The following is a 25,314-nucleotide window of genomic DNA, read 5'->3' on the forward strand; positions in this document are numbered from 1 at the left end:
GGATTTCAGCGATTTTTTTCAGACTTAAACACGGGGAAGTAATGAAATAAGGCAGGGATTGCGGAAGGCAGGCGCAGCACTGCTGCTGCGCCACGGCTCAATACATGAATTACTTCACGCGAGAGACGTATTCGCCAGAGCGAGTATCAACTTTGATCACTTCGCCAATCTGTACGAACAGAGGAACTTTCACGACTGCGCCAGTAGACAGAGTCGCTGGTTTACCGCCGGTACCTGCGGTATCGCCTTTCAGACCTGGATCGGTTTCAACGATTTCCAGTTCAACGAAGTTTGGCGGGGTTACGGAGATAGGCTGACCGTTCCACAGGGTCACGATGCATTCAGCCTGATCCAGCAGCCATTTAGCGTTATCGCCAACGGCTTTCTCATCGGCAGCCAGCTGCTCGAAGGTTTCGTTATTCATGAAGTGCCAGAACTCACCGTCGGTATACAGGAAGGTCAGGTTCATATCGGCAACATCTGCACCTTCAGCGGAGTCGGTAGACTTGAAGGTTTTCTCTACGCGAGTACCGGTCAGCAGGCGGCGCAGTTTAACACGTGCGAATGCCTGACCTTTACCCGGCTTAACGAATTCACTGGCTTCAACCGCGTACGGTTCGCCGTCCATCATGATTTTAAGACCAGCACGAAAATCGTTGCTATAGTAAGTCGCCATAAGGCCCTCTGAAATTGTTAAATGGTAGCTAAGCCACAAAATGGCGCATATTGTAACCCTAAATACCCCATCCAGAGAAGATTGGTTGATGCAACTTGCCGATGTTCTCACCGATCCGGATGAATTATTGCGTCTTCTGAATATAGACGCTGATGAAAACTTGCTCGCTGGCCGTGAAGCTAAGCGCCTTTTCGCCCTGCGCGTTCCACGTGCGTTCGTGGCGCGAATGGAAAAAGGTAATCCTGACGATCCGCTTTTACGTCAGGTACTTACCTCGCAAGAAGAGTTTATCGCCGCGCCAGGGTTTTCCACCGACCCGCTGGAAGAACAGCACAGCGTGGTACCGGGATTGCTGCATAAATACCGCAATCGCGCGTTATTGCTGGTAAAAGGCGGTTGTGCGGTAAATTGTCGTTATTGTTTCCGCCGCCACTTCCCGTACGCCGATAATCAGGGCAATAAGCGCAACTGGCAGGCCGCTCTCGACTACGTGAGTGCACACCCTGAACTGGATGAAATCATCTTCTCCGGCGGCGATCCCCTGATGGCAAAAGATCATGAGCTAGACTGGCTGCTCACTCAGCTTGAGTCTATCCCGCATATCAAACGCCTGCGTATCCACAGCCGCTTGCCGATCGTTATCCCCGCACGCATTACTGATACCCTGGTTAGCCGCTTTGAGCGTTCATCACTGCAAATCCTGCTGGTGAATCATATTAACCACGCCAACGAAATCGGCGCGGAATTCCGTACCGCCATGGCAAATCTACGCCGGGTGGGCGTGACGTTGCTCAATCAGAGTGTATTATTGCGTGGCGTTAACGATAACGCCCAAACGCTAGCAAACCTCAGCAATGCACTATTTGACGCGGGCGTAATGCCCTATTACCTGCACGTGCTGGATAAAGTGCAGGGTGCAGCTCATTTCCTCATTAGTGATGATGAAGCGCGTGAGATTGTGCGCGAATTACTCACTCTGGTATCCGGTTATATGGTACCTAAACTGGCCCGTGAGATTGGCGGTGAGCCGAGTAAAACGCCGTTGGATCTCCAGCTGCGCCAGCGCTAATACCTCGAATATAGATGGGCTTAAGTCTGTCTATATTCTCCACGTATCATAATAGACTGTGTTATTTTGGACACTTCAATAAAACCAAACCATATCAATAAGTTAATTTAATGATTAACTTAGAAATGGTTAAGGAGAACCGTTTGTCGATCACCATGATGGGTATTAACGCCGGCGTTATTCGCCAGGATAAAAACTTTATTGCGCTAGCGCTGAAAGTGAAGTCATCACGTAATCAAGAGTCGCTATTCTTTCTGCCGGTTATCGTTCTAAAAGATCTGCTGATCGCGTTGGAATCTCGCCTATCCCAACTTCCGCATCTGAGCGCCGAAAAGCGCCGCCAATACGAAAAACTACGTGATAAAGCCGTCCAGAAAATGCATCAGAATATCCCCTCGATTCAACAGTTCGAGCTGGAGCAGGCTGACATCAATCAACGTGTCAATATTCTGTCTCTGACGCAGCATAATGCCGATGCCATGACCTTCTCGCTAAAATTGCAGTCAGGTAAAAGTATTGAGCTAGTGGTTGATCTGCTGCAGATGGAATTACTGATTACCGTGATGATCCACGCGGTGAACAATGCTGAAATGCACGAGCTGACTTCACGCCTTGCATCGATAATGGACTTTCTGCCGCTTTACGATGTGGACCACCGCGACAGTGGCAATCTGGAATATGATGCCTACGACCATCCGGCGTGGAAACGAAATCTGTTTGCGCACCATCTGGCTGTGCTCTATCGCTACACCAATTCCGAAGGGAAAGAACAGTTTTGTGGAACGTTGATTAAAACACGGAGTAAACCAGGTTCAAAAGAGGTTGAGGAGATTTCTCGCCGTCTTCTGGATTTCAGTCCACGGCTGAAAAAACTTTCTGGCACATCGTGTCAGGTGTTTGTCAGAATGCTGTCGTCAGAAAAGAACAAAACGTTCACCCCCGATGACTGTATGCAGGCGCTCTATCAGCTACAGCAGAACGCAGAAAAAGCCAGGGACTGACTTCGCGTCAGTATCACAGTGCACAAATCTGTCAAAGGGTTTGAGTTATGCAGATATAAATGGGCCTAGCCATCATTCAGTTCGCCCATTTCACCCAATCATATTTTCAATTGCCTCATGTTCATTACCCCTAAGCGCCGCATCATACCTACGTTTAGCCCTTACCTCAGACAGGACAAAAAAGTTCAGACAATTCGTAAAATGCTGGTTTTAAGAAGGTGAACTACCAGAGCATAAATCCTTTTTTTTGGAAAAATAAAAATATCAATTGTCGGCATGTAAAAACATAACTCGTCTGCCGGGTACAGACCTGGCAGACAGCAGTTTTATTTTATGGATTTGAGGTATCAACAGGCGGTAGTTAACAATCAGAACACAGTCAATGCGCCCATGATTTTGCATAAGATATTCCATAAACATAAAATATAAGAAAACCACCTTTTATTATTTATAGAAATAGAGAGAGGATGTTTGCGATCAGCATAGCTAGGAAAAGTGGCAATATCCATTTCGGTAGCATAAATGTCACGATTTTTTTGTCGTTGATATTTTCACTTACATTCTTATCTGCAGGTAAATCACTCTTCTGTGGCGCAGAATACTCTATTGGGGAAGATGAATCCATCATCTTATTATTAACGATATCATCAGACTCCACTTCATCATTTTTAAGAAATAAAGAAATATGTACGCTTGAGGAAATCACAAACCCTCGCTGCCTGACTGTAATAATAATATCCTGCGATAGACCCGCTTTAACCAAAGATTTCCTAAGCAACGATATGTTTTGATAAAATGTGTTTTGGGAAACAACAATACCTCTTGTTTTCCATACTGAATCCAGAAATTCTTCGCGGGATACAACCCGATTGCTGCTCTCCAGCAGGAGCTGTAAGCAACGCGCAGTTGGCGCATTTAAACTCACCCCTTCACCTTTATCCCCAAGAGGTTGTAACATATTCATATTTGCATCAAAAATAACTTCATCATTAATAATATATTGATTGAATACCATAATCCTTCCCCGTCCTCATTAGTTTCATGAAATAACGATGAATTAAATTCAAGTTTAACTTCACAAATCATAAAGCAGTCTTACAACCTTATAAGACTGAATAACTCATAGATTGTTTAAGGCATAAATACATGATGGCGTAGCCGTAACAAATGCAAGGTTAGCATGATATTTCCCGCAAGTGAAAGTCAGTTTTTCTCGCTATCCTTCTCACCATCAAAAATTAACCGACCAGGGCAAAGAATGAATCCTCAGATCTCACCTAATCCATTTTTAAATTCAGAAACAATTCACATGCATTTTTTTCTTCGCCCACTAAGATTGTCATCGCTCCCGCTCACAGGGCAAATGTAGATCCCCATGAGGTTATACATTCCGCTTAAAGTCGGAGAAAAATGGCGGTACCTGGATAGAAAAAGTGATGTGTTAATTATTAATAAACGCAACTAATTAACCATCGAGCCAGGTATCGATTCAGGACTTGAGTATTTACAAATGGATTAAGTAAATGAAAAAAACAATTTTAGCTGTAATGGTCGCAGCTTCTGCAATCATCAGTGCACAGGCAATGGCAACAAATACGTCTGAAGTAACTATCCTGGGTGAAGTTACTGACTCAAAAACCTCCTGTGTGATCACCCCAACAGGTACGCTGAACAACGGTATCGTGCGTTTAACGACCGTCACAACTGCAGAAGCAAACGGCGAAGCAGTAAACACGCTGTTTAAAACTGCAAAATTCGGTTTTGATGTTAAAGACTGTGCCCTCGGTGGCGCTGATGAGAATAACGTCACTGGCCTGACCGTTAACGTAACCGGTACTACCAGCGGAAGCTCAGATATTCTGGATAATACCGCGGACGATCCAGCAGGCGGCATCGGTATTGGTATCAAGAAATTCGACGATTCTACTCGCCTTGTTTTTGATGGTTCCAGCCCTATGAATGAATCCTACACCCCAGGCGAGATTACCCATCTGAATTATCTAGCTGGTTACGTGAAAGTTAACGCCGCAACCCCTATTACAGAAGGTCAAGTTAAAGGTGTAGCTACTTTCACCATTGATTACACCATCTAATTTTCTGAGGGCCTGGTTACGACAACAGGCCCTTCTTATCTTTTGAGAAATGGATATGCTCAGAAAACTGCTTCATAGCGCTATTTTTTTATCTCTATGCCTAAGTGCCAGTGTGCGTGCGGGTATTGTTATTGAGTCTACTCGTTATCTGTATAAGGAAGGCGATCGCGAAATTTCGGCACAAATAGAGAATAAAGATGAGATTCCTTACCTGATAAAATCATGGGTTGAGATGCCTCAAGGTACTACGCCAGCCTTTATGGCAACTCCCCCCCTATTTCGTCTGGAAGGTAAACAAAAAAATACCGTACGCATATTTTCTACTGGTAGCGTCAATGCTCCAACAGATCGCGAGTCAACCTATTATTTTAATGTAATGGCGATTCCACCAGCAGATGATACGTATGTTGAAAACAATACAATACAGCTTGCAGTTCGCCATCGCATGCGTCTGATCTATCGACCAAAATCATTATCGAGTCTGTCTATTAACAGTGAAGCACAAAAAATTAGCTGGCACAAAAGTGGTAGTAAACTAACCATCAATAATCCGACACCTTTTTTCTACTATTTCAATACGGTCACTATCGGTGGTAGAGAGATAAAAAATGAAATCAAATCGATTCCACCGCTGACCTCAAAAGACGTAACACTAAAAACGAACGTCACTGGCTCCAGTATTTCATGGAAGATAATGAATGATTTCGGTGGCGCCGGCTCACTCTATTCATCATCACTATAATAAAACAATGCATTATAAAGGGATGTGTTTATGCAAAATAAAAACAAGAGCCTTTGCAAATCACCGACATTATTTATAGCAATGCTCCCTGCATTGCTGTTTGGTTTAAATAATAAAGCCCAGGCCCGCGATTTTTTCGATCCTTCATTCATCAACGCCGTGAATGGTGGCGATGCAACTAACATCCCTGACTTATCCGTTTACCAGGGTATAAACACCCAGGCTCCTGGCGATTATCGTGTAGATATCGTTTTTAATGGCCATTATCTTGAAACCAAAAACGTCCGTTTTATTACTAACAATAGCAATATTGATTCTGAAAACACCAACACGGTAAAACTTACTCCTTGCTTTAGCCTCAGTGCGTTATCGGAATACGGTGTAAAAGTTGGCGCATTTCCTAACCTGGTCGAGGATAAACAGGGCTGTTCTAATCTGAGTGTTATACCAGACGCCAGCACTCTCTTAGATTTTTCATCACAACGACTAGATATATCCATTCCACAAGCTGCCATGTTTACAACAGCCCAGGGGTATATCCCCCCGGATAAATACGATGATGGCATTAACGCCATGATCCTTAACTATCAGTTCAGCGGTTCAGAGGATTATCAAAGTGACGAAGAATATTACAGCCTCAACTTACAGTCAGGTCTCAACCTTGGTCCATGGCGTATACGAAATCTAAGTACATGGAATAAAAGCAATAGTGATGCCGGCGATTGGGACTCAGTATATCTGTATATGCAGCGCAGCCTGATGCCGATTAACAGCAATATCGTCGTCGGTGAAAGCTCATCGTTATCATCAATATTTGACAGCGTTCCATTTACCGGTTTTCAGGTCGCAACCGACACCTCAATGCTGCCGGAAAGCATGCGCGGTTATGCACCGATCATTCGGGGCATCGCCAAAACTAACGCCAGGGTAGTGATCAAACAAAACGGCTATCAGGTATATCAGACCTACGTCGCACCGGGAGCCTTCGAAATTACAGATATGTATCCCAGCGGGGGTAGTGGGGATCTGTATGTAACTGTTGAAGAGTCTGATGGCTCAACGCAAAGCTTTGTCGTGCCATTTGCCACCCTGCCGGTGATGATCAGAGAAGGCCAGTTTCAGTATGAAATTACCTCTGGTCAATACCGCCCCTATGACAATGATGTAGACAATACGCCGTTCACGCAGGCGACATTAACCTATGGCTTGTCGACCAATACCACGGCGTATGGGGGCATTCAGGCCGCGTCGAAATACCAGGCTCTGACTGGAGGTCTGGGATACAGCTTGGGTGACTTTGGTGCCGCCTCGGCAGACCTTACTCAGGCTTGGTCAAAAGAGCAGGATAAAGACAAAACATCGGGGCAATCGTGGCGTATCCGATACGGTAAAAACATTCTGGAAACGGGAACCAACGTCACTATTGCCGGTTATCGTTACTCCACCAGTGGCTTCCATACCCTATCCGAAGTGCTGGATACTTACACCTCAGATTCAAATTACTCATCGCCTCATTCGCTGCGTAATCGTACTAACCTAACCGTAAACCAAAGCCTCGGTAACTCATTGGGTAGCATCTCAGTTAGCGGATTGATTGAAGATTATTGGGACGAGAAGCGAACTAACCGCTCTATCAACGTCGGCTACAACGGTGGCTGGAGAGGGATCAACTATTACATTGGCTATAGCTATAACCGCTATACATGGAATTCCGACAGCTCAGATAAAGATGCTCAGGACGACCAGAGAGTGACGCTGACGGTAACCATTCCGTTCAGCAACTGGCTCCCTGGCTCTTATGCAAGCTATCAGCTCACCAACAGCAGTCCGGGGGCAACCGATCAATACGTCACCGTTGGCGGTGTTGGGCTGGAAAATGACAGCCTCGATTGGAGCGTGCAGGAAGGCTATAACAATAGGTCATTCAACAGCGGTGATTTACGGGCCACTTATACGGCTTCACACGGTAGCGCCAATGCTGGATATAGTTACAACCATGATAGCCAACGCATCGACTATGGTGCAGACGGCAGTATCGTTGCCCATGCCAACGGCCTCACCTTTGGGCAACAAATTACCGATGCCGCGGTGCTGGTTCAGGCACCGGGTCTGGATGACGTTAAGTTAACCAGCGACGCCACGATTACAACGGATTATCGCGGCTATGCCATCGTGCCTTATGTTACTCCATACCGTAGTACTGATATTACGCTGGACAGTACTAGCCTGGGGGATGATATGGAATTGCCGCAGACAACCCAGTCCGTCGTACCGACTCATGGGGCAATTGTTCGTGCCAGCTACAGCGGCAATATTGGGCAGCGTGCCTTTATTTATCTGAAAACAGCAGATGGCAAAGATATTCCATATGGCGCCATGGTTTCCTTGAATAACAACACTCAGGCACAAACTGGAATCGTTAGCGACGCCGGTATGGTCTATCTGGCAGGTCTGCAACAAACAGGGATACTGAAGGTGCAATGGGGTGACGGGCCTAACCAGCGTTGTCATGCCAGCTTCAATCTTCCAGACCGGAATGGCCAGCAGGCTAGAATCAGTCAGACGTCAGCTATCTGCCGCTAATATTCAGACAAGGACGATGATTAATGAACAAACTATTTATTCTGTTAGTGATACTAATTTGCGCAAACAATGCAATGGCAAAATGTACATATGACGGCAGCATCCAGCGCCAGGTATTATCACTTTCGCCACGTATTGCACTAGATCCCTCTATTCCAGTTGGGGCTGTACTTTATTCCAAAAAATTCGGTACTGGGGCCTATAAAACTTTTACGTGTAGTAAAATTATGAATGACCAGTACATCATTGATTCAACTGCACCAGCGGCTGCCGGAGTTACAGGGATTCAGGGGAAACCCGTTTATGAGACGGGTATTGACGGTATTGGTTATCAGGTTTCAGACATTCTGCTGAGCAAGAATGGTTCATTGGTACCAGCCGTCGTCGGCTCTACGCTCGTGCCCATCGAAAACACTACGGGGGGAAATAACTATAAGTTTATCACCGTATGGTTAATCAAAACTAAACCGACCATCGACACTAACGGCACCAGTATGAATCCCGTTATTAGCTTCTCTGCCGGTAATCCGCAAACTAACCCCAACCCTAACGACCGACTGCTTTACCAGGCAACGATAAAATTATCTAATTTGAATTATAAAAATACTTCCTGCAATGTGTCTGTCGCAGGATCCAGCCAGATAACGCTGAAAAAAATCAGTAAAGATAATCTCATGTCGGTAGCCCGTGGCGGGATTACACCGTCACAAAAGACCATTACAATGGACCTAAATTGCCCTCAGGAATCTCTCGGCACTACGGTAACTTACTGGTTTAACCCTATAAGCGGGGCAAGTACGTCTGGTGATGGCATTATAGATAACCAGATAACCGGAGCAGGAGCTGCTCAAAAAGTGGGGATCATTATCAAGAAAGGGAACACTCCAGTTGAATTCTATAATACCGATGACTACCAAATCGCCAACGTGAAATCCTCACAATCCTTTGACTTCACAGCCGACTATTATCGTTTTAGCGATAATGCTGCAGAAGTATCATTAGGTAATGTTAAAGCAATATTTCAGGTTGTCATTCAGGAACAATAGTTCCTAAATATCCGAAAAGAGTTTGATGTAGTAATATTATTCACACCTGCATCAAGCTCTCTTCCAACAGCATTCACCTGGATGAATGTCTTCTGCATTATATCAGTAACCTTATATCAATTCATAAACCAAGACATTATCAATAATAACCAAATTAAAATAACGCCTACGCGTTATCCATTAGCAGCAAAAATATACAGGCCCAATTATCTGAGGCGAAAAATCATCTAGACGGTTCAAACCAAGAATGAATGTTGCCGCATGGGGTTCTGGCCGTGAATTCATCAACAATTCATGTTAATTCAGTTGATGGCTAGCATCTTCATCGCTATTTTTCCTTCGCTGGTTACGACTAATCGTAGTAACGGTATTTTAACCTTAGCTTTATTAATTAAAGGAATAAATATGAAACAATTATCTGTAATGGAAATGGATGCTGTCTCCGGTGGGCGCTATACCTGGAATTTCTCGTCTGTCAGCAATGCAGTCACCTCCGTTGTCACTAACGGTATTTCCGCAGCTGCGGGCATTGTAGGTGGTGCAGCAGCCGGCGCTGCAATTGGTACTATCATTGGCGGTGCTCATGGTGGCGACGGTGGTGGTATTCTCGGCGTGGGTTCCATCGGTCAGGGGGTTGGTATGATTTATGGCCTCGCCGCAGGTGCAGTAATTGGAGGGATCGCTGGCGGGCTGGCGGGCTTTGATGACGTATATAATTACGGTACCGCATTCATTGATGGGGCGATAGAAGGCACCTTCGTTCCTTGGGCCTAATACGATAAATTGGCTTTAATATAAAGGTCCGCAATGCGGACCTTTTATAATGCCAACGTTGCCAGATGATATCTAAAATTAATGACCAGCCATTTTTTAAAACGAATTCAAAAGTAACTCATAATGTTGAATAATCTTTATCGCAAGGAAGCGGTTGAATACAAGAAAAACCACTGGAAGGGAAAAGCGCTACTTTTAGCTGGCCTACCCACGTGGATAATACTATTACTCTCTGCGCTCTTTTTAATCATCTTGATAGCAACGATAACTTTCTGTTCGTTCACTCAACGAATTGATGTCCGTGGGGAGGTCATTACGTTGCCGCATTCCGTCAATGTTTTCGCTCCTCAGCAGGGCTCAGTCGTTAATCAGTTTGTGAAAATTGGCGACTTGGTTCAAAAAAACTCACCGCTGTATGAAATTGATGTCTCTAGAAACACTTCCAGTGGTAACGTCAGTGCCACACAGATCGGTGTTATCAACGAAAAAATCACTAACTCACAGGGAATCATTGAAAAACTAACCCGAAATAAAAATGAAACCGTCAGTGCAATTGAGTCACAGCTTAAAACCGCTGCCGAGTCATTGAAAGAAACTAACCGAATGCTGAATAATACACTGGTGGGATTAAAAAAAATGCATGACAACCTGTCAAGCTACGATGGATATCTAAAAAAGGGATATATTACTAAAGATCAGTATAACTACCAGCACTCACTCTACTTCCAGCAACAAAGTGCTTATCAGTCTTTGATAAGTCAAAAAATGCAGCTTGAGTCTCAACTAACTCAACTTAATAGCGACAAAATAACTAAAGCCGCTGATTTCGATAATCAGATATTAAATCAAAACAACCAGACTAACGATTATAAAAATCAACTCGTTGAATCTAATGCAAGTGGCAATCTGATAATCAAAGCAATGACCGAGGGTCGTATCGATTCTCTATCAGTCACCAAAGGTCAAATTGTTGATAATGGGAGCAGCCTCGCACAAATAAAACCATCAGGGAAAATTGAATATTATCTAATTATTTGGCTGCCAAACAATGCCATTCCTTATGTTCAATCGGGAGACACCATCAACATTCGCTATGATGCATTTCCAGCGGATAAATTTGGCCAATTCCCGGGCCAAGTAATGTCAATTTCATCCATGCCTGCGTCACGCAAGGAACTATCTGAATATACTAACGTTAACAATGGAGCGGTTCAGCAGGAGCTCGCGCTATATAAAGCAACAATAAAAATAAAAAATCAAGAGTTTGAATATAACGGAAAAAAACTCAGCCTCTCTGATGGACTCAAAGCGCAAGCCGTTATATTCCTGGAAAAACGACCTCTTTATATGTGGATGTTTACTCCGTTTTATAAAATGGCCCAGAGCATAAGCGGACCTCTCGATGACTAATAATTTATTTTCAGATATAATTTCTAAGATTGATTTTTCGCTGCGGAAAAAGACTTCAGTTATATTGCAATCTGAAGCAACAGAGTGTGGCATAGCCTGCCTGGCGATGATCTGCAGTTTTTATGGTCAGCATATTGACCTCTTTAACTTCCGCCACCATTACGGTAGCCCTTCACAAGGTTCAAGCCTGCTATCACTAAGCCAGACAGCCGGGCAAGCCGGTTTAAAGAGTCGAGCACTCACTTTAGATCTAAATGAAATTAAGCAGTTAAAACTTCCCTGCATCATTCATTGGGAAATGAACCACTATGTGGTGCTGACCAAAGTCTGTAAATCCAGCTATATCATTCATGACCCATCATTAGGCAAACGAATCATTGGCCTGCAGGAAATGTCGAACCATTTCACCGGCATAGCATTAGAGCTCTGGCCAGATCAAAATTTTCAACAAAAAAAAGCCAAATCTCGGCTACGTCTGTTAGACCTGATGAACAACATCGTCGGTTTAAAGTCTGTATTACTAAAGATTTTCGCTTATTCCATTGTGATCGAAGCAATAGGTTTATTACTGCCAGTAGGGACTCAGTTGGTTACTGACCACGTCATCATGGCTCACGATCAAAACTTATTATCGATTATTTGTATAGGGCTCGTTTTTTTTACATTATTCCGCACTTTTATCAGTATGTTACGATCCTGGACTTCGTTGACGCTGAATACACTGACCAATATTCAATGGAAAACATCGTTATTTGATCACATGACTAACCTGCCCTTGTCATTCTTTGAAAAAAGGCATCTTGGTGATATTCAGTCCCGCTTTACATCACTGGATACTATTCGCTCAACCTTCACAAGCAGCATCGTAACCGGAATTATGGACTCAATCATGACTGTCGGGCTGCTTATCATGCTTACACTGTATGGCGGCTGGCTGGTATGGGTCGTGGTAGGCTTTACCTTTTGCTATGCACTAATGCGGTTGCTGACTTACCGTTTTTACCGCCGCGTTGCTGAAGAACAGGTCGTGAAAGGAGCGCGGTCCGGTTCGCATTTTATGGAATCGCTGTATGGCATTGCAACAATCAAAGCGCTCAATCTCCAAGGACGTCGCTCCCAGCACTGGCTAAATCTCAATATTGACGCCTGTAATGCCGGTATTAAACAAACACGATTCGATATGCTGTTTGGCGGTATAAACACTCTCATTACGTCAATCGATCAAGTCGTCATACTGTGGCTTGGTGCAATTATGGTCATCGATAATAATATGACGCTGGGTATGTTTATGGCGTTTAATGCCTATCGAGGCCAGTTTTCTCAACGAGCTTCCAGCTTAATCGATCTTTGTATGCAGCTACGAATGCTGTCATTGCATAACGAACGTCTTTCAGAAATAGTGTTCTGTGAACCGGAAAAATCATTGCCCCCACGTCGCGTATTTTCTGAAGGTGCAGGAGCTCGGCTTGAGATTAAAAATCTCAGCTACCAATACGATCCTTTTTCACAACCCATTATTGCAAATCTGAACCTCAACATAGCTCCTGGCGAATCGGTTGCTTTAATCGGGCCATCGGGTGTGGGAAAAACAACGCTTCTAAAAATTATGTGTGGCCTGCTTTCACCGACACAAGGGGATGTACTTGCGGATAATCTCGACATCCAGAAAATTGGCTTAAACAACTATCGACAGGGGATATCCTGCGTGCTTCAGGAAGATCGCCTGTTTTCAGGGTCACTGATCGAAAATATCAGTGGCTTTGATGATAATATAAAAATGGAATGGATCATTGAATGTACCAGACATTGCAATATCCATGATGAGATTATGAAAATGCCTATGGGGTATGAAACCATCGTTGGTGAGCTCGGTCTAGGCATTTCAGGAGGACAGAAACAACGCATTTTGATCGCCCGCGCACTCTACCGGAAACCCAGTATTCTTTTTATGGATGAAGCCACCAATCATTTAGACCTGAATAATGAATCGGCTATCAATCGTTCAATTTCCAGCCTAAGTATCACCCGAATTATCGTTGCGCACCGGCCATCTACCATTGCTTCAGCCGATCGCATCATCGACTTATCACAATATCATTCAATATAGGTTGAACATTAAATCTGGAAAGGAAAATCCTATGCAAAATATGATTAAAGGTATCAACACAGCAGTGATCAAATATGAAAATCGCTTTTTATCGCTGCTAATAAAGACTCAACAATCAGACGGCCGATATAAGCATTATTATCTACAGGTTCCTGAATTAATCTCACTACTAATGATTTTGCGCAATCGTATGACGATTGTCGCAAAACACCTAATTTGTGAAGGGGAGACATACGGAAAAAACCTCCGCGCCTACTCTGAAATGTTAGTTAACCATACGCCAAAAATAGAGACTGAGGAACTACAACAGCCCAATCCGGAAAGACGGGTGATGTCACTTATGCTAAAACCGGGAGAATCTATCTCAACTCTTATCGCAACGTTGCAGAATGACATGATTGCCCTTTTGTACATCGACGATATGTTGGCCGGGCCGCTGATCTTGGCCATCCAGCAGGCATTAATTCATGCCGGCGAAACAGAGCTAATTCAACATTGTGCTTCTACGGTGAACCACTTGATGCTTTATACCACCAGTTTGAACAATACCGAAGCTATGAACTACCAGCAGTACCCGCAGGATGATTGGAAGCAGTTACTGTTTAACCATCATCTTGCAATCTTATTTTGCTTCAATACGACAGAAGGAAAAAAAATACTTTCCGGCGCGGTAATTAGAACTAGCGTAGATCACCCTTCAGAGGAAGAAAATAATATTGTAATGCATACTCTGGAGAGATACCCAATGCTTCAGGCCACTCGTGATGATAAACGGGCGTGTCAGATTTTTACCCGTGTCATATCCACCCATTCTGAAAAGATACTCACGCGGGAAGAGTGCCTGAGGCCATTACATGCCTTTTACCTCGATACGCAGGCCTCTTTAAATGCCTGAACCGTTAAGCCTCTCTCCATTTTCACAGAGGGAGGCTCGGTATATCAGTTCGGGCACTTATAAACCTGGCCGTTCATTTCGCTATCGGTAGGAACAAAGCTAGACAGCACGCCTTGCGTCGGGCTGCTTACGCCATAAATCACGTTACCACCCAGTTCAGCCGCATGGTTACGCAGCGCATTCGCCGCACCGCGCATTGAACCACCCTCTGCGCCCTGCTGGCCGGAGAGCCAGTTACCCTGCGTCCCGGTAGCCGTTCCCATCAACTGGCACTCTGCACCCGGTTTATCTTCGACAAAGCGCACATTCTGGCCACCTGCGGTTAGCTCCGTGGTAGAGCTACAGCCAGCCAATAACAGCGCTGCGCCAACAATCCCTGCTAAAAATTTCACCTGCATGTTATTCCCCATAATCAATGAGCTGGACGCAAGCCGTCCGTGTGTAAACCTTATACTAAAAAGATGACCAAAAGAAAAACCCCCGAACATTTCTGTTCGGGGGTTTCTTTATGCTATGGGGTATAGCGCACGATTACATCATGCCGCCCATACCACCCATGCCGCCCATACCGGCAGCACCTAAGTCAGGTGCGTCACCTTTAGGCAGGTCGGTCACCATACATTCGGTGGTGATCATCAGACCAGCAACGGAAGCGGCGTACTGCAGAGCAGAACGGGTCACTTTAGTTGGGTCCAGGATACCCATGTCGATCATGTTGCCGTATTCTTCGGTTGCTGCGTTGTAACCGTAGTTGCCGTCGCCCGCTTTCACGGTGTTAGCAACAACAGATGGCTCTTCGCCGCAGTTCAGAACGATCTGACGCAGTGGAGCTTCCATTGCGCGCAGCGCAACTTTGATACCCACGTTCTGGTCTTCGTTCTGGCCACGCAGTTCACCCAGTTTGGACGCTACGCGAATCAGCGCAACACCACCACCGGCAACCACGCCTTCTTCAACCGCAGCACGGGTCGCGTGCAGAGCATCGTCAACGCGTGCTTTTTTCTCTTTCATTTCAACTTCGGTAGCTGCACCGACTTTGATTACTGCAACGCCGCCAGCCAGTTTCGCTACGCGTTCCTGCAGTTTTTCACGGTCGTAGTCAGAAGTTGCTTCTTCAATCTGCTTACGGATCTGAGCAACACGGCCCTGAATCGCAGTTTCTTCACCCACGCCATCGATGATGGTGGTGGTGTCTTTGTTGATCACAACGCGTTTAGCCTGGCCCATGTCTTCCAGGGTCGCTTTTTCCAGCTCCATGCCGATCTCTTCAGAGATAACGGTACCGCCGGTCAGAGTTGCGATGTCCTGCAGCATAGCTTTACGACGGTCGCCGAAGCCAGGTGCTTTAACCGCAGCCACTTTCACGATGCCACGCATGGTGTTAACCACCAGAGTCGCCAGCGCTTCGCCTTCAACATCTTCAGCGATGATCAGCAGTGGTTTGCCTGCTTTCGCAACGGCTTCCAAAACTGGCAGCATTTCGCGGATGTTGGAGATTTTTTTGTCAGCCAGCAGGATGAATGGGCTTTCCAGCTCAACAGCACCCGTTTCTGGTTTGTTGATGAAGTATGGGGACAGGTAGCCACGGTCGAACTGCATACCTTCAACGACGTCCAGCTCATCTTCCAGGCCAGTACCGTCTTCAACGGTGATAACGCCTTCTTTGCCCACTTTGTCCATCGCTTCAGCGATCAGTTTACCCACGGTTTCGTCGGAGTTAGCAGAGATGGTACCAACCTGAGCGATAGCTTTAGAATCAGAGCAAGGTACGGACAGTGCTTTCAGTTCTTCAACAGCGGAAGCGACAGCTTTGTCGATACCACGTTTCAGATCCATTGGGTTCATGCCCGCAGCAACGGCTTTCAGACCTTCAGTGATGATAGCCTGAGCCAGTACGGTTGCGGTGGTGGTACCGTCGCCTGCAGCGTCGTTCGCTTTAGAGGCAACTTCTTTCACCATCTGCGCGCCCATGTTTTCAAACTTGTCTTCCAGTTCGATTTCACGTGCTACGGAAACACCATCTTTAGTGATGGTTGGTGCACCGAAAGATTTGTCCAGAACCACGTTACGGCCTTTAGGGCCCAGGGTTACTTTAACTGCATCTGCCAGTACGTTAACGCCGCGCAGCATTTTCACACGAGCGTCGTTACCAAATTTTACGTCTTTAGCTGCCATTTCTTCTATTCCTCAAATTCGTTCGCGCGTTACTTACGCTTCAACAATTGCCAGGATGTCGCTTTCAGACATGATCAACACTTCTTCATTGTCGATCTTCTCAGATTTCACGCCGTAGCCGTCGTTGAAAATCACGATGTCACCAACTTTAACGTCCAGCGGCTGCACGGTTCCGTTTTCCAGAATGCGGCCCTTACCGACAGCGATGATTTCGCCACGAGTTGATTTAGCTGCTGCAGAACCGGTCAGCACGATGCCGCCTGCAGATTTGGTTTCAACTTCTTTACGTTTGACGATCACACGATCATGTAGCGGACGAATACTCATTGATAGCTCTCCTTTGAGAAAGTCATTATCAGTTATGGATGACGCCGGGCCGTACACGGTTTTCCGGCTAGTGCCAGAGAGATGGGGGTGTTCTTTTCCCCTTCAAGGGGGAAACCTAAAAAAAATTTTTTACCGACGGACAATCACGATAAATCACTGAAATACGTGCTGACTACAGCACAATGACGCGGGGTCATCACCCAACCCGATGTGGTAAAATCGTGCTCTTTTTTAGGGTGTAGGCGAAGAGCATGGCAGAACTAAAACAAGAGCTTGGGTTAGCTCAGGGAATCGGATTATTGTCGACGTCGCTGCTAGGTACCGGCGTTTTTGCCGTCCCGGCGCTCGGTGCGTTGGTGGCTGGCAACAACAGCCTGTGGGCCTGGCCTGCGTTGATTGTATTGGTGTTTCCGGTAGCGATTGTTTTCGCCCTACTTGGCCGCCACTTCCCCAGCGCTGGCGGCGTCGCACACTTTGTCGAGATGGCCTTTGGTCCTCGTCTGGCTCGCGTAACCGGCTGGCTATTTCTCTCGGTCATCCCCGTTGGCCTACCTGCTGCCTTACATATCGCCTCTGGATTCGCACAGGCGCTATTCGGCTGGCACGGCTGGCAGCTGCTGATAGCCGAGGTCGCCACGCTGGGTATCATTTGGTGGCTCGGCTCACGCGGCGCCAGTTCCAGCGCCAATATTCAGACGCTGGTTGCCATCATGATTGTTGCGCTGCTGGCAGCCATTTGGATCTACGGCGATATCGCGGTAAGTGAGATCCCTTTCCCGGCGATCGCGGAAATTAACCATTCACAGCTGTTTGCCGCCCTGTCGGTGATGTTCTGGTGTTTTGTTGGCCTAGAGGCCTTCGCGCATATGGCTTCCGAGTTTCGCCACCCGGAACGCGATTTCCCGCGTGCGCTCATTATCGGCCTGCTGCTAGCCGGCGTGGTTTACTGGGCCTGTACCGTCCTGGTCCTTCGTTTTCATGCCTACGGCGCGGCCAATACCGCGGCGGCATCGTTGCCCACTATCGTGGTGCAGTTGTTCGGTGTCAAAGCGCTGTGGGTGGCAAGCGTCATCGGTTTTCTCGCCTGCTTTGCCAGCACCAATATCTATATCCAAAGCTTTGCCCGGCTGGTCTGGTCGCAGGCGCAGTACAAACCCACCAGCTATCTGGCACGCCTGTCGCCTAATCGGGTACCACGCAATGCGCTCAACGTGGTGATTGGTAGCTGCATGGTCAGTACGCTGGCGAGCTATTGGCTCAATATCAATCTCGATGCACTGATCATCTACGCCAACGGCATCTTTATCATGATTTATCTGCTGTGCATGCTGGCGGGCTGCAAGCTGCTCACCGGCCGTTTTCGGGTGCTGTCGGTTATTGGCGTTGCACTGTGCGTCATGCTGCTGGCGATGGTGGGTTGGAAGAGTCTGTATGCCATCGTGATGCTGTTCATGCTGTGGCTGCTGCTGCCTAAGCGGCGTATAGTCACCGCGTAACAACAAAAAAGCCGGAGAGATATCCGGCTTTTTTCATCGCGATAAAAAGATTACGGGCGATTATCGTCTTTGTGGTCAATCTGATCCGGACGTTCGTCCTTACGCTGATACTCCCCGTCAAAGGTCTGTCCACTCGTGGTACCACCCGCGAAACCGCCGCCCGGCATACGATTAAAATGCAGATAAGGCATCAGCTTCATGGTCAGGTGTTTTTGCACCGGCGGCAGCAACAGTATCAAACCGAGGAAGTCGGTAAAGAAACCCGGCAGCAGCAGCAGCAAACCGGCGAGGATCAGCGATACGCTTTTGATCATCTCCGCGGCCGGGCTTTCACCCGCCTGCATTTTTTCCTGCATCAGCATCAGGTTTTTGAACCCCTGGTTACGCACCAGTGACATGCCGATAACCGAAGTAAAAATAACCAAAATCAGTGTCATCAGGACGCCAAACACATGGGCGACCTGGATAAAAATAGATATCTCAATGTAAACATAGAGAAAAATTGCGATTAACGGTATCCAGCGCACTGGCATCTCCTGTGAGGTAAACAACGCGTACGACGCGCAGGCAGCGATTCATGGTTCTCTGCACTAGATTTAAATGGTGGTGGATCGTCGTATTTCAATCAGCGCAGATGGATAATTTTGTCAACATTCGTCAAGCGGTGATTCATTTCACAAATCAATAATTCTTATCGGGTTCACCAGATAATAAGTGATCCAGATAACTGCAATCCGCTATCATCAGCATATGATCATGGACACTAGGCCGATTAAGGAAATAATCTGCGGTAAGAAAAGCGCATGAATTCAAAAATCCTGCGTACTTGGTGAAATCATTGGCAGCTCGCAAAAAGAAGGTTCACATGCTAAACAACATTCGTATCGAAGAAGATCTGTTGGGTACCAGGGAAGTTCCTGCTGACGCTTACTACGGCGTTCATACTCTGAGAGCGATTGAAAACTTTTACATCAGTAACAGTAAAATCAGCGATATCCCAGAATTTGTACGTGGGATGGTGATGGTGAAGAAAGCGGCGGCAATGGCAAACAAAGAGCTGCAAACCATTCCGAAAGGCGTCGCCAACGCTATTATTGCTGCATGTGACGAAGTTCTGAATAACGGCAAGTGCATGGATCAATTCCCGGTAGACGTCTACCAGGGCGGCGCTGGCACCTCCGTTAACATGAATACCAACGAAGTGCTGGCGAATATTGGTCTGGAACTGATGGGCCACCAGAAAGGCGAATACCAGTTCCTCAACCCGAACGACCACGTCAACAAATGCCAATCCACCAACGATGCTTACCCAACCGGTTTCCGCATCGCGGTCTACACCTCTATTCTCAAGCTGATTGATGCTATCCACCAGTTGGGCGAAGGCTTCCAGCGTAAAGCGGTTGAGTTCCAGGACGTTCTGAAAATGGGTCGTACCCAGCTGCAGGATGCCGTACCGATGACCCTCGGTCAGGAATTCCACGCGTTTAGCGTCCTGCTTAATGAAGAAACCAAGAACCTGCTGCGTACCGCGGAACTGCTGCTGGAAGTAAACCTTGGCGCTACCGCTATCGGCACGCGTCTGAACACTCCGGATGGCTATCAGCAGCTGGCGGTGCAAAAGCTGGCTGAAGTCAGCAACCTGGCCGTTGTACCAGCGGAAGACCTGATTGAAGCGACTTCCGACTGCGGCGCCTACGTAATGGTGCACAGCTCGCTGAAACGCCTGGCGGTGAAAATGTCGAAGATCTGTAATGACCTTCGCCTGCTCTCCTCCGGCCCACGCGCGGGTCTGAACGAAATAAACCTGCCAGAATTGCAGGCCGGCTCTTCTATCATGCCGGCGAAAGTAAACCCGGTGGTGCCAGAAGTGGTAAACCAGGTGTGCTTCAAAGTTATCGGCAACGATACCACCGTCACCATGGCTTCCGAAGCGGGCCAGCTGCAGCTGAACGTGATGGAACCGGTTATCGGCCAGGCGCTGTTTGAATCAGTCCACATCCTGACTAACGCTTGCTACAACCTGCTGGAAAAATGTGTCGACGGCATCACCGCTAACAAAGAAGTGTGTGAAAGCTACGTCTACAACTCTATTGGTATTGTCACCTACCTGAACCCGTTCATCGGTCACCACAACGGCGATATCGTCGGGAAAATCTGTGCCGAAACCGGGAAGAGCGTGCGTGAAGTGGTGCTGGAGCGCGGACTGTTGACCGAGGCGGAGCTGGATGACATCTTCTCCCCACAAAACCTGATGCACCCAGCCTATAAAGCCAAGCGATATACCGATGAAAGCGAGCAGTAGTCTTTCAGACTAAATAACCGAGGCATGTCATGATGACATGCCTTTTTTGTTTCTATAATTCACGAAAACACAACAATTACACATCAATCTCGTAAACAAGGAAGGCTAATATGTTTGGAGCAGAATTGGTCATTGTGCTTCTTGCCATCTATTTGGGGGCAAGACTCGGAGGAATAGGCATCGGCTTTGCCGGTGGCTTAGGCGTACTGGTTTTAACACTTATCTTCCAGATAAAACCCGGTGCGATCCCCTTTGACGTTATCGAAATCATCATGGCAGTTATCGCCGCCATTGCCGCTATGCAGGTGGCGGGCGGTATGGATTATCTGGTCAGCCTGGCTGAGCGAATGCTCCGCCGCCATCCAAAATACATCACCTTCCTCGCCCCGCTAGTCACCTGGTTTATGACTATTCTGGCAGGTACCGGTCATACCGCGTTCTCCACGCTGCCGGTGATCACCGAAGTCGCTAAAGAGCAGGGCATTCGCCCTTCCCGACCGCTCTCTATCGCCGTTGTTGCCTCACAAATTGCGATTACTGCCTCGCCAATTTCGGCGGCAGTGGTGTTCTTTGCTGGGATCCTGGAACCGCTGGGCGTCAGCTACCTGACGCTGCTCTCCATCTGTATTCCGGTCACATTGATTGCCGTCCTGCTGACCTCCGTGGTGTGTAACTTCCTCGGCTGTGAGCTGAAGGACGACCCGGTGTACCAGGAGCGCCTGGCAAAAGGCGAGGTGCGCCTACGCGGCAGCCAAACTTTAGAGCTGAAACCCCATGCCAAACGCTCCGTGCTGTTCTTCCTGATCGGTATCGTGGCGGTCATGTTCTATGCCACTGCTATCAGTGACACCGTTGGGCTTATCCAGAACCCCGTTCTGCCACGTAACGAAGCGATTGTGGTATTCATGCTAACCATCGCCACTCTGATCAGCATCACCTGCAAAATCGATACCGGCGAAATCCTCAATGCCAGCACCTTTAAATCCGGTATGAGTGCCTGTGTGTGCGTACTGGGCGTGGCATGGCTGGGCGATACCTTCGTGAAAGCGCATATCGCCGATATCCAGGCAGTGGCAGGCGACCTGCTGAACAACTACCCGTGGCTGCTGGCGGTAGTGCTGTTCTTTGCTGCGACCCTGCTTTACTCCCAGGCGGCGACCACCAAAGCGCTGATGCCTGCAGCGCTGTTGCTGGGCGTCACTCCGCTGACCGCGATTGCCTCTTTCGCGGCGGTCTCGGCACTGTTCGTTCTGCCAACCTATCCAACGCTGTTAGCCGCGGTAGAAATGGACGACACCGGATCAACACGAATCGGTAAATACGTGTTTAACCACGCGTTTCTAATCCCTGGCGTCATCGCCATTACCCTGTGCGTAATCCTCGGCTTTATCTTCGGTGGTCTGATCCTCTAACCGCCCTAGCCTGTAAAAATCGTTAAAGTCGGGCCGCTCTGCGGCCCGATGCATTCAACCCCGATAACTCACCGTGCTATAGTGCTTCTTTTCATCGATACGAGGTGACAATGAGTACTCCCGACGCTGTTGTGGTTCTCTGTACTGCTCCTGATGAAGCGACCGCCCAGGACCTGGCGGCGAAAGTATTGGCTGAAAAACTCGCGGCCTGTGCCACCCTGTTGCCCGGCGCAACGTCGCTGTACTACTGGGAAGGGAAACTGGAACAGGAGTATGAAGTGCAGATGCTGCTAAAAACCGACCTCGCCCACCAGCAGGCGCTGCTCGACTGCCTCAAGGCCCATCACCCGTATCAAACGCCCGAACTCCTGGTTTTACCCGTTACTCACGCAGATACCGACTACCTCTCATGGCTCAACGCTTCCTTACGCTGATCCTGCTGCTGTGCAGCACATCGGCCTTCGCCGGGCTGTTTGACGCGCCCGGCCGCTCTAATTTTGTTCCTGCCGATCAGGCATTTACCTTTGATTTTCAGCAGAACCAACACGATGTCAATCTGACCTGGCAGGTCAAAGACGGCTACTACCTGTACCGCCAACAGATTCAGGTTAACCCAGCTAATGCCAGCATCGCTCCGCTCCAGTTGCCCAAAGGCGAGTGGCATAACGATGAGTTTTACGGCAAAAGCGAAATCTACCGCCAACGCCTGACCGTCCCGGTCGAGTTAACCCAAGCTTCGCAAGGCGCAACGCTGACGGTGACTTACCAGGGCTGCGCCGACGCCGGATTCTGCTACCCGCCGGAAACCAAAACCGTGCCGCTAAATGCCGTTGCGGCTCAGGCTCAAACGCTCTCTTCCGAAAAAAGTGCCGGGCTGAAAGCCACACAAACTCCTCCCCCTCTCCCCTCCGGGGTGAGGGGCGACTCCAGTACCGATCTCCCGTTCAGCGCCCTTTGGGCACTGCTAATCGGCATTGGCATCGCCTTCACCCCCTGCGTTCTGCCGATGTATCCCCTGATTTCCGGCATCGTTCTGGGCGGTAAACAGCGCCTCTCCACCGCCCGAGCCCTGCTGCTAGCCTTTATCTACGTCCAGGGCATGGCGCTAACCTACACCGCACTGGGTCTGGTAGTCGCCGCAGCTGGCATGCAGTTCCAGGCCGCTCTCCAGCATCCTTACGTGCTAATTGGCCTGTCGGTGGTGTTTATCCTGCTGGCACTGTCGATGTTTGGCGCTTTCTCACTCCAGCTACCGTCATCGCTGCAAACCCGCCTCACGTTAATGAGCAACCGCCAGCAGGGCGGCTCGGCGGGCGGCGTATTTGCCATGGGGGCGATTGCCGGGCTTATCTGTTCGCCGTGTACTACCGCCCCGCTGAGCGCGATTCTGCTGTATATCGCTCAGAGCGGTAACCTGTGGCTCGGCGGCGGCACGCTTTATCTTTACGCCCTGGGCATGGGGCTGCCGCTGATCATCGTCACCGTATTTGGCAACCGCCTGTTGCCAAAAAGCGGGCCGTGGATGGCGCACGTCAAAACCGCGTTTGGCTTTGTGATCCTCGCCCTGCCGGTATTCCTGCTAGAGCGCATAATTGGCGATGTCTGGGGATTACGCCTCTGGTCCATGCTCGGCGTCGCGTTCTTTGGCTGGGCATTTATCACCAGCCTGGGGCTGACAAAACCGTGGCAGCGCATCGGGCAAATCCTGCTGCTGGCCGCCGCACTGATTAGCGTACGTCCGCTACAGGACTGGGCGTTTGGTACCACCGTAACCCAGACCCAGGCACATCTGAATTTCACCCGCATCAGCAACGTGGAAACCTTAGAAACCTCGCTGGCTAACGCCCGCGGCAAACCGGTTATGCTCGATCTGTATGCCGACTGGTGCGTGGCCTGCAAAGAATTTGAAAAATACACTTTCAGCGACCCGCAGGTGCAGCAGGCGCTGCAAAACACCGTACTACTACAGGCCGATGTCACTGCCAACAGCGCGCAGGACGTGGCGCTGCTAAAACATTTACAGGTACTGGGACTGCCAACAATCCTCTTCTTTGATGAAGATGGCAACGAGCAGCCTGCACTGCGGGTGACTGGATTTATGGATGCCAACACCTTCCGCGCGCATTTGCGTGAAAGCCAACCGTAGACAACACTTTTAAACAAACAGCCGTCGGAAACGGAGGAGAATACCGTGCAACGCGAAGACGTACTGGGAAAAGCCCTACAGCTCCTTGAGCAAGAAGGAATTGCGAGCACCACGCTTGAAATGGTTGCCGAGCGCGTAGACCGCCCTCTGGACGAACTGCGCCGCTTCTGGCCAGACAGCGAGGCGCTGCTGTATGACGCACTGCGCTATCTGAGCCAACAGGTTGAGACATGGCGTCGCCAACTGATGCTGAATGAAGAGATGACGCCCGAGCAAAAACTGCTGGCCCGCTACACCGCATTGACCGAATGCGTAAACAAAAATCGCTACCCGGGCTGTCTGTTTATTGCCGCCTGCACCTTCTACCCGGAGGCGGACCACCCTATTCATCAACTGGCAAATCAACAAAAGCAGGCCGCCTACGAGTACAGCCACGAGCTGTTAACTCAGCTTGAAGTCGATGACCCGGCGATGGTTGCCAAACAGATGCAACTGGTACTGGAAGGCTGCCTGAGCCGAATGCTGGTCAGCCGCAGCCAGATCGATGTCGACACCGCTCACCGCCTCGCCGAAGACATTTTGCGCTTTGCAAAATGCCGTCAGGGCGGCGCATTAACCTAAGACCTGGCACTGAAAAACAGGTAAGTCACAGGAAACTCACAGCTGGGCTCCTCATTATTCGAGTCCTGGCTGTTCTGGCATTTATCAGGAATGCCGGAAAGGTTTGTGCAAACATGCGTTAAAAACGCGTAAATTGCCGCAATAGTAAGCAGTTGAACGACTTTCCGGTGAATTTGGTTGACGTAAGGGAGCGACTACGGTTTAATGCGCTCCGTTGCCCGGATAGCTCAGTCGGTAGAGCAGGGGATTGAAAATCCCCGTGTCCTTGGTTCGATTCCGAGTCCGGGCACCACTATTTAAAGAACCCAGCCTATGGCTGGGTTTTTGCTTTTCAGCGCTCGGGCTTCCCGTATCTACCCTCTTTCAAACCATCGATAAACACGTTTGGCCCCATCACTTAAAACCAGGCTTCGAACATGCCGCCGACGTTCAGCGAATC

22 protein-coding genes and 1 tRNA gene are annotated in these 25,314 nt (G+C 48.3%); 17 read left to right on the top strand and 6 right to left on the bottom strand.

Annotated elements, in window-relative coordinates; translation table 11 throughout:
• Positions 1–109 precede the first annotated feature (109 nt).
• Complete coding sequence (gene efp, locus LZ634_RS06860; RefSeq protein ID WP_052284672.1) at positions 110–676, bottom strand: elongation factor P; 567 nt, start codon at positions 674–676, stop codon at positions 110–112.
• Between the two features lie 40 nt (positions 677–716).
• Here efp and epmB point away from each other — a divergent pair, with 40 nt between their 5' ends.
• Complete coding sequence (gene epmB, locus LZ634_RS06865) at positions 717–1,745, top strand: EF-P beta-lysylation protein EpmB (RefSeq protein ID WP_234503339.1); 1,029 nt, start codon at positions 717–719, stop codon at positions 1,743–1,745.
• Positions 1,746–1,888: 143 nt separating this feature from the next.
• The gene (yjeJ, locus tag LZ634_RS06870) at positions 1,889–2,746 is read left to right on the top strand and encodes a YjeJ family protein (protein WP_234503399.1); all 858 of its coding nucleotides are present in this window, start codon (positions 1,889–1,891) and stop codon (positions 2,744–2,746) included.
• A gap of 448 nt (positions 2,747–3,194) precedes the next feature.
• On the opposite strand, the gene LZ634_RS06875 is transcribed toward yjeJ (LZ634_RS06870), so the two are convergent.
• A complete protein-coding gene (locus tag LZ634_RS06875; protein WP_234503341.1) occupies positions 3,195–3,761 on the bottom strand; it encodes a winged helix-turn-helix domain-containing protein in 567 nt (188 codons plus the stop codon).
• A gap of 508 nt (positions 3,762–4,269) precedes the next feature.
• Between LZ634_RS06875 and LZ634_RS06880 the strand changes: the two genes are divergently transcribed.
• From LZ634_RS06880 to yjeJ (LZ634_RS06915), 8 genes are all read left to right on the top strand, one after another.
• Positions 4,270–4,839, top strand: a complete 570-nt coding sequence (locus LZ634_RS06880) for a fimbrial protein (protein ID WP_234503344.1) — start codon at positions 4,270–4,272, stop codon at positions 4,837–4,839.
• A 55-nt stretch (positions 4,840–4,894) separates the two neighbouring features.
• Positions 4,895–5,581: a molecular chaperone gene (locus LZ634_RS06885; RefSeq protein WP_234503346.1), complete on the top strand. Its 687-nt coding sequence runs from the start codon at positions 4,895–4,897 to the stop codon at positions 5,579–5,581.
• A gap of 30 nt (positions 5,582–5,611) precedes the next feature.
• Positions 5,612–8,164: a fimbria/pilus outer membrane usher protein gene (locus LZ634_RS06890; RefSeq protein ID WP_234503349.1), complete on the top strand. Its 2,553-nt coding sequence runs from the start codon at positions 5,612–5,614 to the stop codon at positions 8,162–8,164.
• A gap of 23 nt (positions 8,165–8,187) precedes the next feature.
• Positions 8,188–9,210, top strand: a complete 1,023-nt coding sequence (locus LZ634_RS06895) for a fimbrial protein (RefSeq protein WP_234503352.1) — start codon at positions 8,188–8,190, stop codon at positions 9,208–9,210.
• A gap of 405 nt (positions 9,211–9,615) precedes the next feature.
• Positions 9,616–9,984: a hypothetical protein gene (locus LZ634_RS06900; RefSeq protein WP_234503355.1), complete on the top strand. Its 369-nt coding sequence runs from the start codon at positions 9,616–9,618 to the stop codon at positions 9,982–9,984.
• Between the two features lie 123 nt (positions 9,985–10,107).
• Positions 10,108–11,394, top strand: a complete 1,287-nt coding sequence (locus tag LZ634_RS06905) for an HlyD family secretion protein (protein ID WP_234503358.1) — start codon at positions 10,108–10,110, stop codon at positions 11,392–11,394.
• On the top strand, positions 11,387–13,501 hold the full coding sequence (locus LZ634_RS06910) for a peptidase domain-containing ABC transporter (RefSeq protein WP_234503361.1): 2,115 nt from the start codon (positions 11,387–11,389) through the stop codon (positions 13,499–13,501). Before LZ634_RS06905 ends, LZ634_RS06910 begins: the two co-directional genes overlap by 8 nt.
• A 31-nt stretch (positions 13,502–13,532) precedes the next feature.
• The gene (gene yjeJ / locus LZ634_RS06915; protein ID WP_234503362.1) at positions 13,533–14,396 is read left to right on the top strand and encodes a YjeJ family protein; all 864 of its coding nucleotides are present in this window, start codon (positions 13,533–13,535) and stop codon (positions 14,394–14,396) included.
• Positions 14,397–14,440: 44 nt separating this feature from the next.
• Here the strand turns inward: yjeJ (LZ634_RS06915) and LZ634_RS06920 are convergent, their stop codons facing one another.
• The 3 genes from LZ634_RS06920 to LZ634_RS06930 form a co-directional block, all read right to left on the bottom strand.
• Positions 14,441–14,794, bottom strand: coding sequence for a DUF4156 domain-containing protein (locus LZ634_RS06920; protein WP_234503365.1), 354 nt, complete (start codon positions 14,792–14,794; stop codon positions 14,441–14,443).
• A 133-nt stretch (positions 14,795–14,927) separates the two neighbouring features.
• On the bottom strand, positions 14,928–16,571 hold the full coding sequence (gene groL / locus LZ634_RS06925; RefSeq protein WP_234503368.1) for a chaperonin GroEL: 1,644 nt from the start codon (positions 16,569–16,571) through the stop codon (positions 14,928–14,930).
• A gap of 33 nt (positions 16,572–16,604) precedes the next feature.
• Positions 16,605–16,898, bottom strand: coding sequence for a co-chaperone GroES (locus tag LZ634_RS06930; protein ID WP_003855929.1), 294 nt, complete (start codon positions 16,896–16,898; stop codon positions 16,605–16,607).
• Between the two features lie 251 nt (positions 16,899–17,149).
• Here LZ634_RS06930 and yjeH point away from each other — a divergent pair, with 251 nt between their 5' ends.
• Positions 17,150–18,394 carry an L-methionine/branched-chain amino acid transporter gene (gene yjeH, locus LZ634_RS06935; protein ID WP_234503370.1) on the top strand — a complete coding sequence of 415 codons (1,245 nt, stop codon included), beginning with the start codon at positions 17,150–17,152 and terminating at the stop codon, positions 18,392–18,394.
• A 50-nt stretch (positions 18,395–18,444) separates the two neighbouring features.
• Here yjeH and LZ634_RS06940 read toward each other — a convergent pair whose 3' ends face one another.
• Positions 18,445–18,921 carry an FxsA family protein gene (locus tag LZ634_RS06940; RefSeq protein WP_234503373.1) on the bottom strand — a complete coding sequence of 159 codons (477 nt, stop codon included), beginning with the start codon at positions 18,919–18,921 and terminating at the stop codon, positions 18,445–18,447.
• Between the two features lie 338 nt (positions 18,922–19,259).
• On the opposite strand from LZ634_RS06940, the gene aspA reads away from it, so the two are divergent.
• From aspA to LZ634_RS06970, 6 genes are all read left to right on the top strand, one after another.
• Positions 19,260–20,696, top strand: coding sequence for an aspartate ammonia-lyase (aspA, locus tag LZ634_RS06945; RefSeq protein ID WP_234503376.1), 1,437 nt, complete (start codon positions 19,260–19,262; stop codon positions 20,694–20,696).
• Positions 20,697–20,806: 110 nt separating this feature from the next.
• Positions 20,807–22,108 carry an anaerobic C4-dicarboxylate transporter gene (locus tag LZ634_RS06950; RefSeq protein WP_234503378.1) on the top strand — a complete coding sequence of 434 codons (1,302 nt, stop codon included), beginning with the start codon at positions 20,807–20,809 and terminating at the stop codon, positions 22,106–22,108.
• Positions 22,109–22,218: 110 nt separating this feature from the next.
• The gene (cutA, locus tag LZ634_RS06955; protein WP_052284654.1) at positions 22,219–22,542 is read left to right on the top strand and encodes a divalent cation tolerance protein CutA; all 324 of its coding nucleotides are present in this window, start codon (positions 22,219–22,221) and stop codon (positions 22,540–22,542) included.
• On the top strand, positions 22,518–24,254 hold the full coding sequence (locus LZ634_RS06960) for a protein-disulfide reductase DsbD (protein ID WP_234503380.1): 1,737 nt from the start codon (positions 22,518–22,520) through the stop codon (positions 24,252–24,254). The genes cutA and LZ634_RS06960 overlap by 25 nt, the downstream gene beginning before the upstream one ends.
• Positions 24,255–24,299: 45 nt before the next feature.
• Complete coding sequence (locus tag LZ634_RS06965; protein WP_234503382.1) at positions 24,300–24,875, top strand: transcriptional regulator; 576 nt, start codon at positions 24,300–24,302, stop codon at positions 24,873–24,875.
• 216 nt (positions 24,876–25,091) lie between these two features.
• Positions 25,092–25,167, top strand: a tRNA-Phe gene (locus tag LZ634_RS06970).
• The last annotated feature ends 147 nt before the right edge of the window (positions 25,168–25,314 follow it).

This window comes from Kluyvera intermedia (assembly GCF_021440345.1).
Classification (GTDB): Bacteria; Pseudomonadota; Gammaproteobacteria; order Enterobacterales; family Enterobacteriaceae; genus Kluyvera; species Kluyvera intermedia_A.

What these genes read in the sequence shown, in the direction of transcription:
- epmB (WP_234503339.1), top strand. Translation starts at nt 717, where the DNA reads ATGGCGCATATTGTAACCCTAAATACCCCATCCAGAGAAGATTGGTTG.
- LZ634_RS06920 (WP_234503365.1), bottom strand. Translation starts at nt 14,794, where the DNA reads ATGCAGGTGAAATTTTTAGCAGGGATTGTTGGCGCAGCGCTGTTATTG.
- groL (WP_234503368.1), bottom strand. Translation starts at nt 16,571, where the DNA reads ATGGCAGCTAAAGACGTAAAATTTGGTAACGACGCTCGTGTGAAAATG.
- yjeH (WP_234503370.1), top strand. Translation starts at nt 17,150, where the DNA reads ATGGCAGAACTAAAACAAGAGCTTGGGTTAGCTCAGGGAATCGGATTA.
- efp (WP_052284672.1), bottom strand. Translation starts at nt 676, where the DNA reads ATGGCGACTTACTATAGCAACGATTTTCGTGCTGGTCTTAAAATCATG.
- aspA (WP_234503376.1), top strand. Translation starts at nt 19,260, where the DNA reads ATGCTAAACAACATTCGTATCGAAGAAGATCTGTTGGGTACCAGGGAA.
- LZ634_RS06950 (WP_234503378.1), top strand. Translation starts at nt 20,807, where the DNA reads ATGTTTGGAGCAGAATTGGTCATTGTGCTTCTTGCCATCTATTTGGGG.
- LZ634_RS06930 (WP_003855929.1), bottom strand. Translation starts at nt 16,898, where the DNA reads ATGAGTATTCGTCCGCTACATGATCGTGTGATCGTCAAACGTAAAGAA.
- LZ634_RS06900 (WP_234503355.1), top strand. Translation starts at nt 9,616, where the DNA reads ATGAAACAATTATCTGTAATGGAAATGGATGCTGTCTCCGGTGGGCGC.
- LZ634_RS06910 (WP_234503361.1), top strand. Translation starts at nt 11,387, where the DNA reads ATGACTAATAATTTATTTTCAGATATAATTTCTAAGATTGATTTTTCG.
- LZ634_RS06890 (WP_234503349.1), top strand. Translation starts at nt 5,612, where the DNA reads ATGCAAAATAAAAACAAGAGCCTTTGCAAATCACCGACATTATTTATA.
- LZ634_RS06875 (WP_234503341.1), bottom strand. Translation starts at nt 3,761, where the DNA reads ATGGTATTCAATCAATATATTATTAATGATGAAGTTATTTTTGATGCA.
- LZ634_RS06880 (WP_234503344.1), top strand. Translation starts at nt 4,270, where the DNA reads ATGAAAAAAACAATTTTAGCTGTAATGGTCGCAGCTTCTGCAATCATC.
- LZ634_RS06895 (WP_234503352.1), top strand. Translation starts at nt 8,188, where the DNA reads ATGAACAAACTATTTATTCTGTTAGTGATACTAATTTGCGCAAACAAT.
- LZ634_RS06960 (WP_234503380.1), top strand. Translation starts at nt 22,518, where the DNA reads ATGGCTCAACGCTTCCTTACGCTGATCCTGCTGCTGTGCAGCACATCG.
- cutA (WP_052284654.1), top strand. Translation starts at nt 22,219, where the DNA reads ATGAGTACTCCCGACGCTGTTGTGGTTCTCTGTACTGCTCCTGATGAA.
- LZ634_RS06885 (WP_234503346.1), top strand. Translation starts at nt 4,895, where the DNA reads ATGCTCAGAAAACTGCTTCATAGCGCTATTTTTTTATCTCTATGCCTA.
- yjeJ (WP_234503362.1), top strand. Translation starts at nt 13,533, where the DNA reads ATGCAAAATATGATTAAAGGTATCAACACAGCAGTGATCAAATATGAA.
- LZ634_RS06905 (WP_234503358.1), top strand. Translation starts at nt 10,108, where the DNA reads ATGTTGAATAATCTTTATCGCAAGGAAGCGGTTGAATACAAGAAAAAC.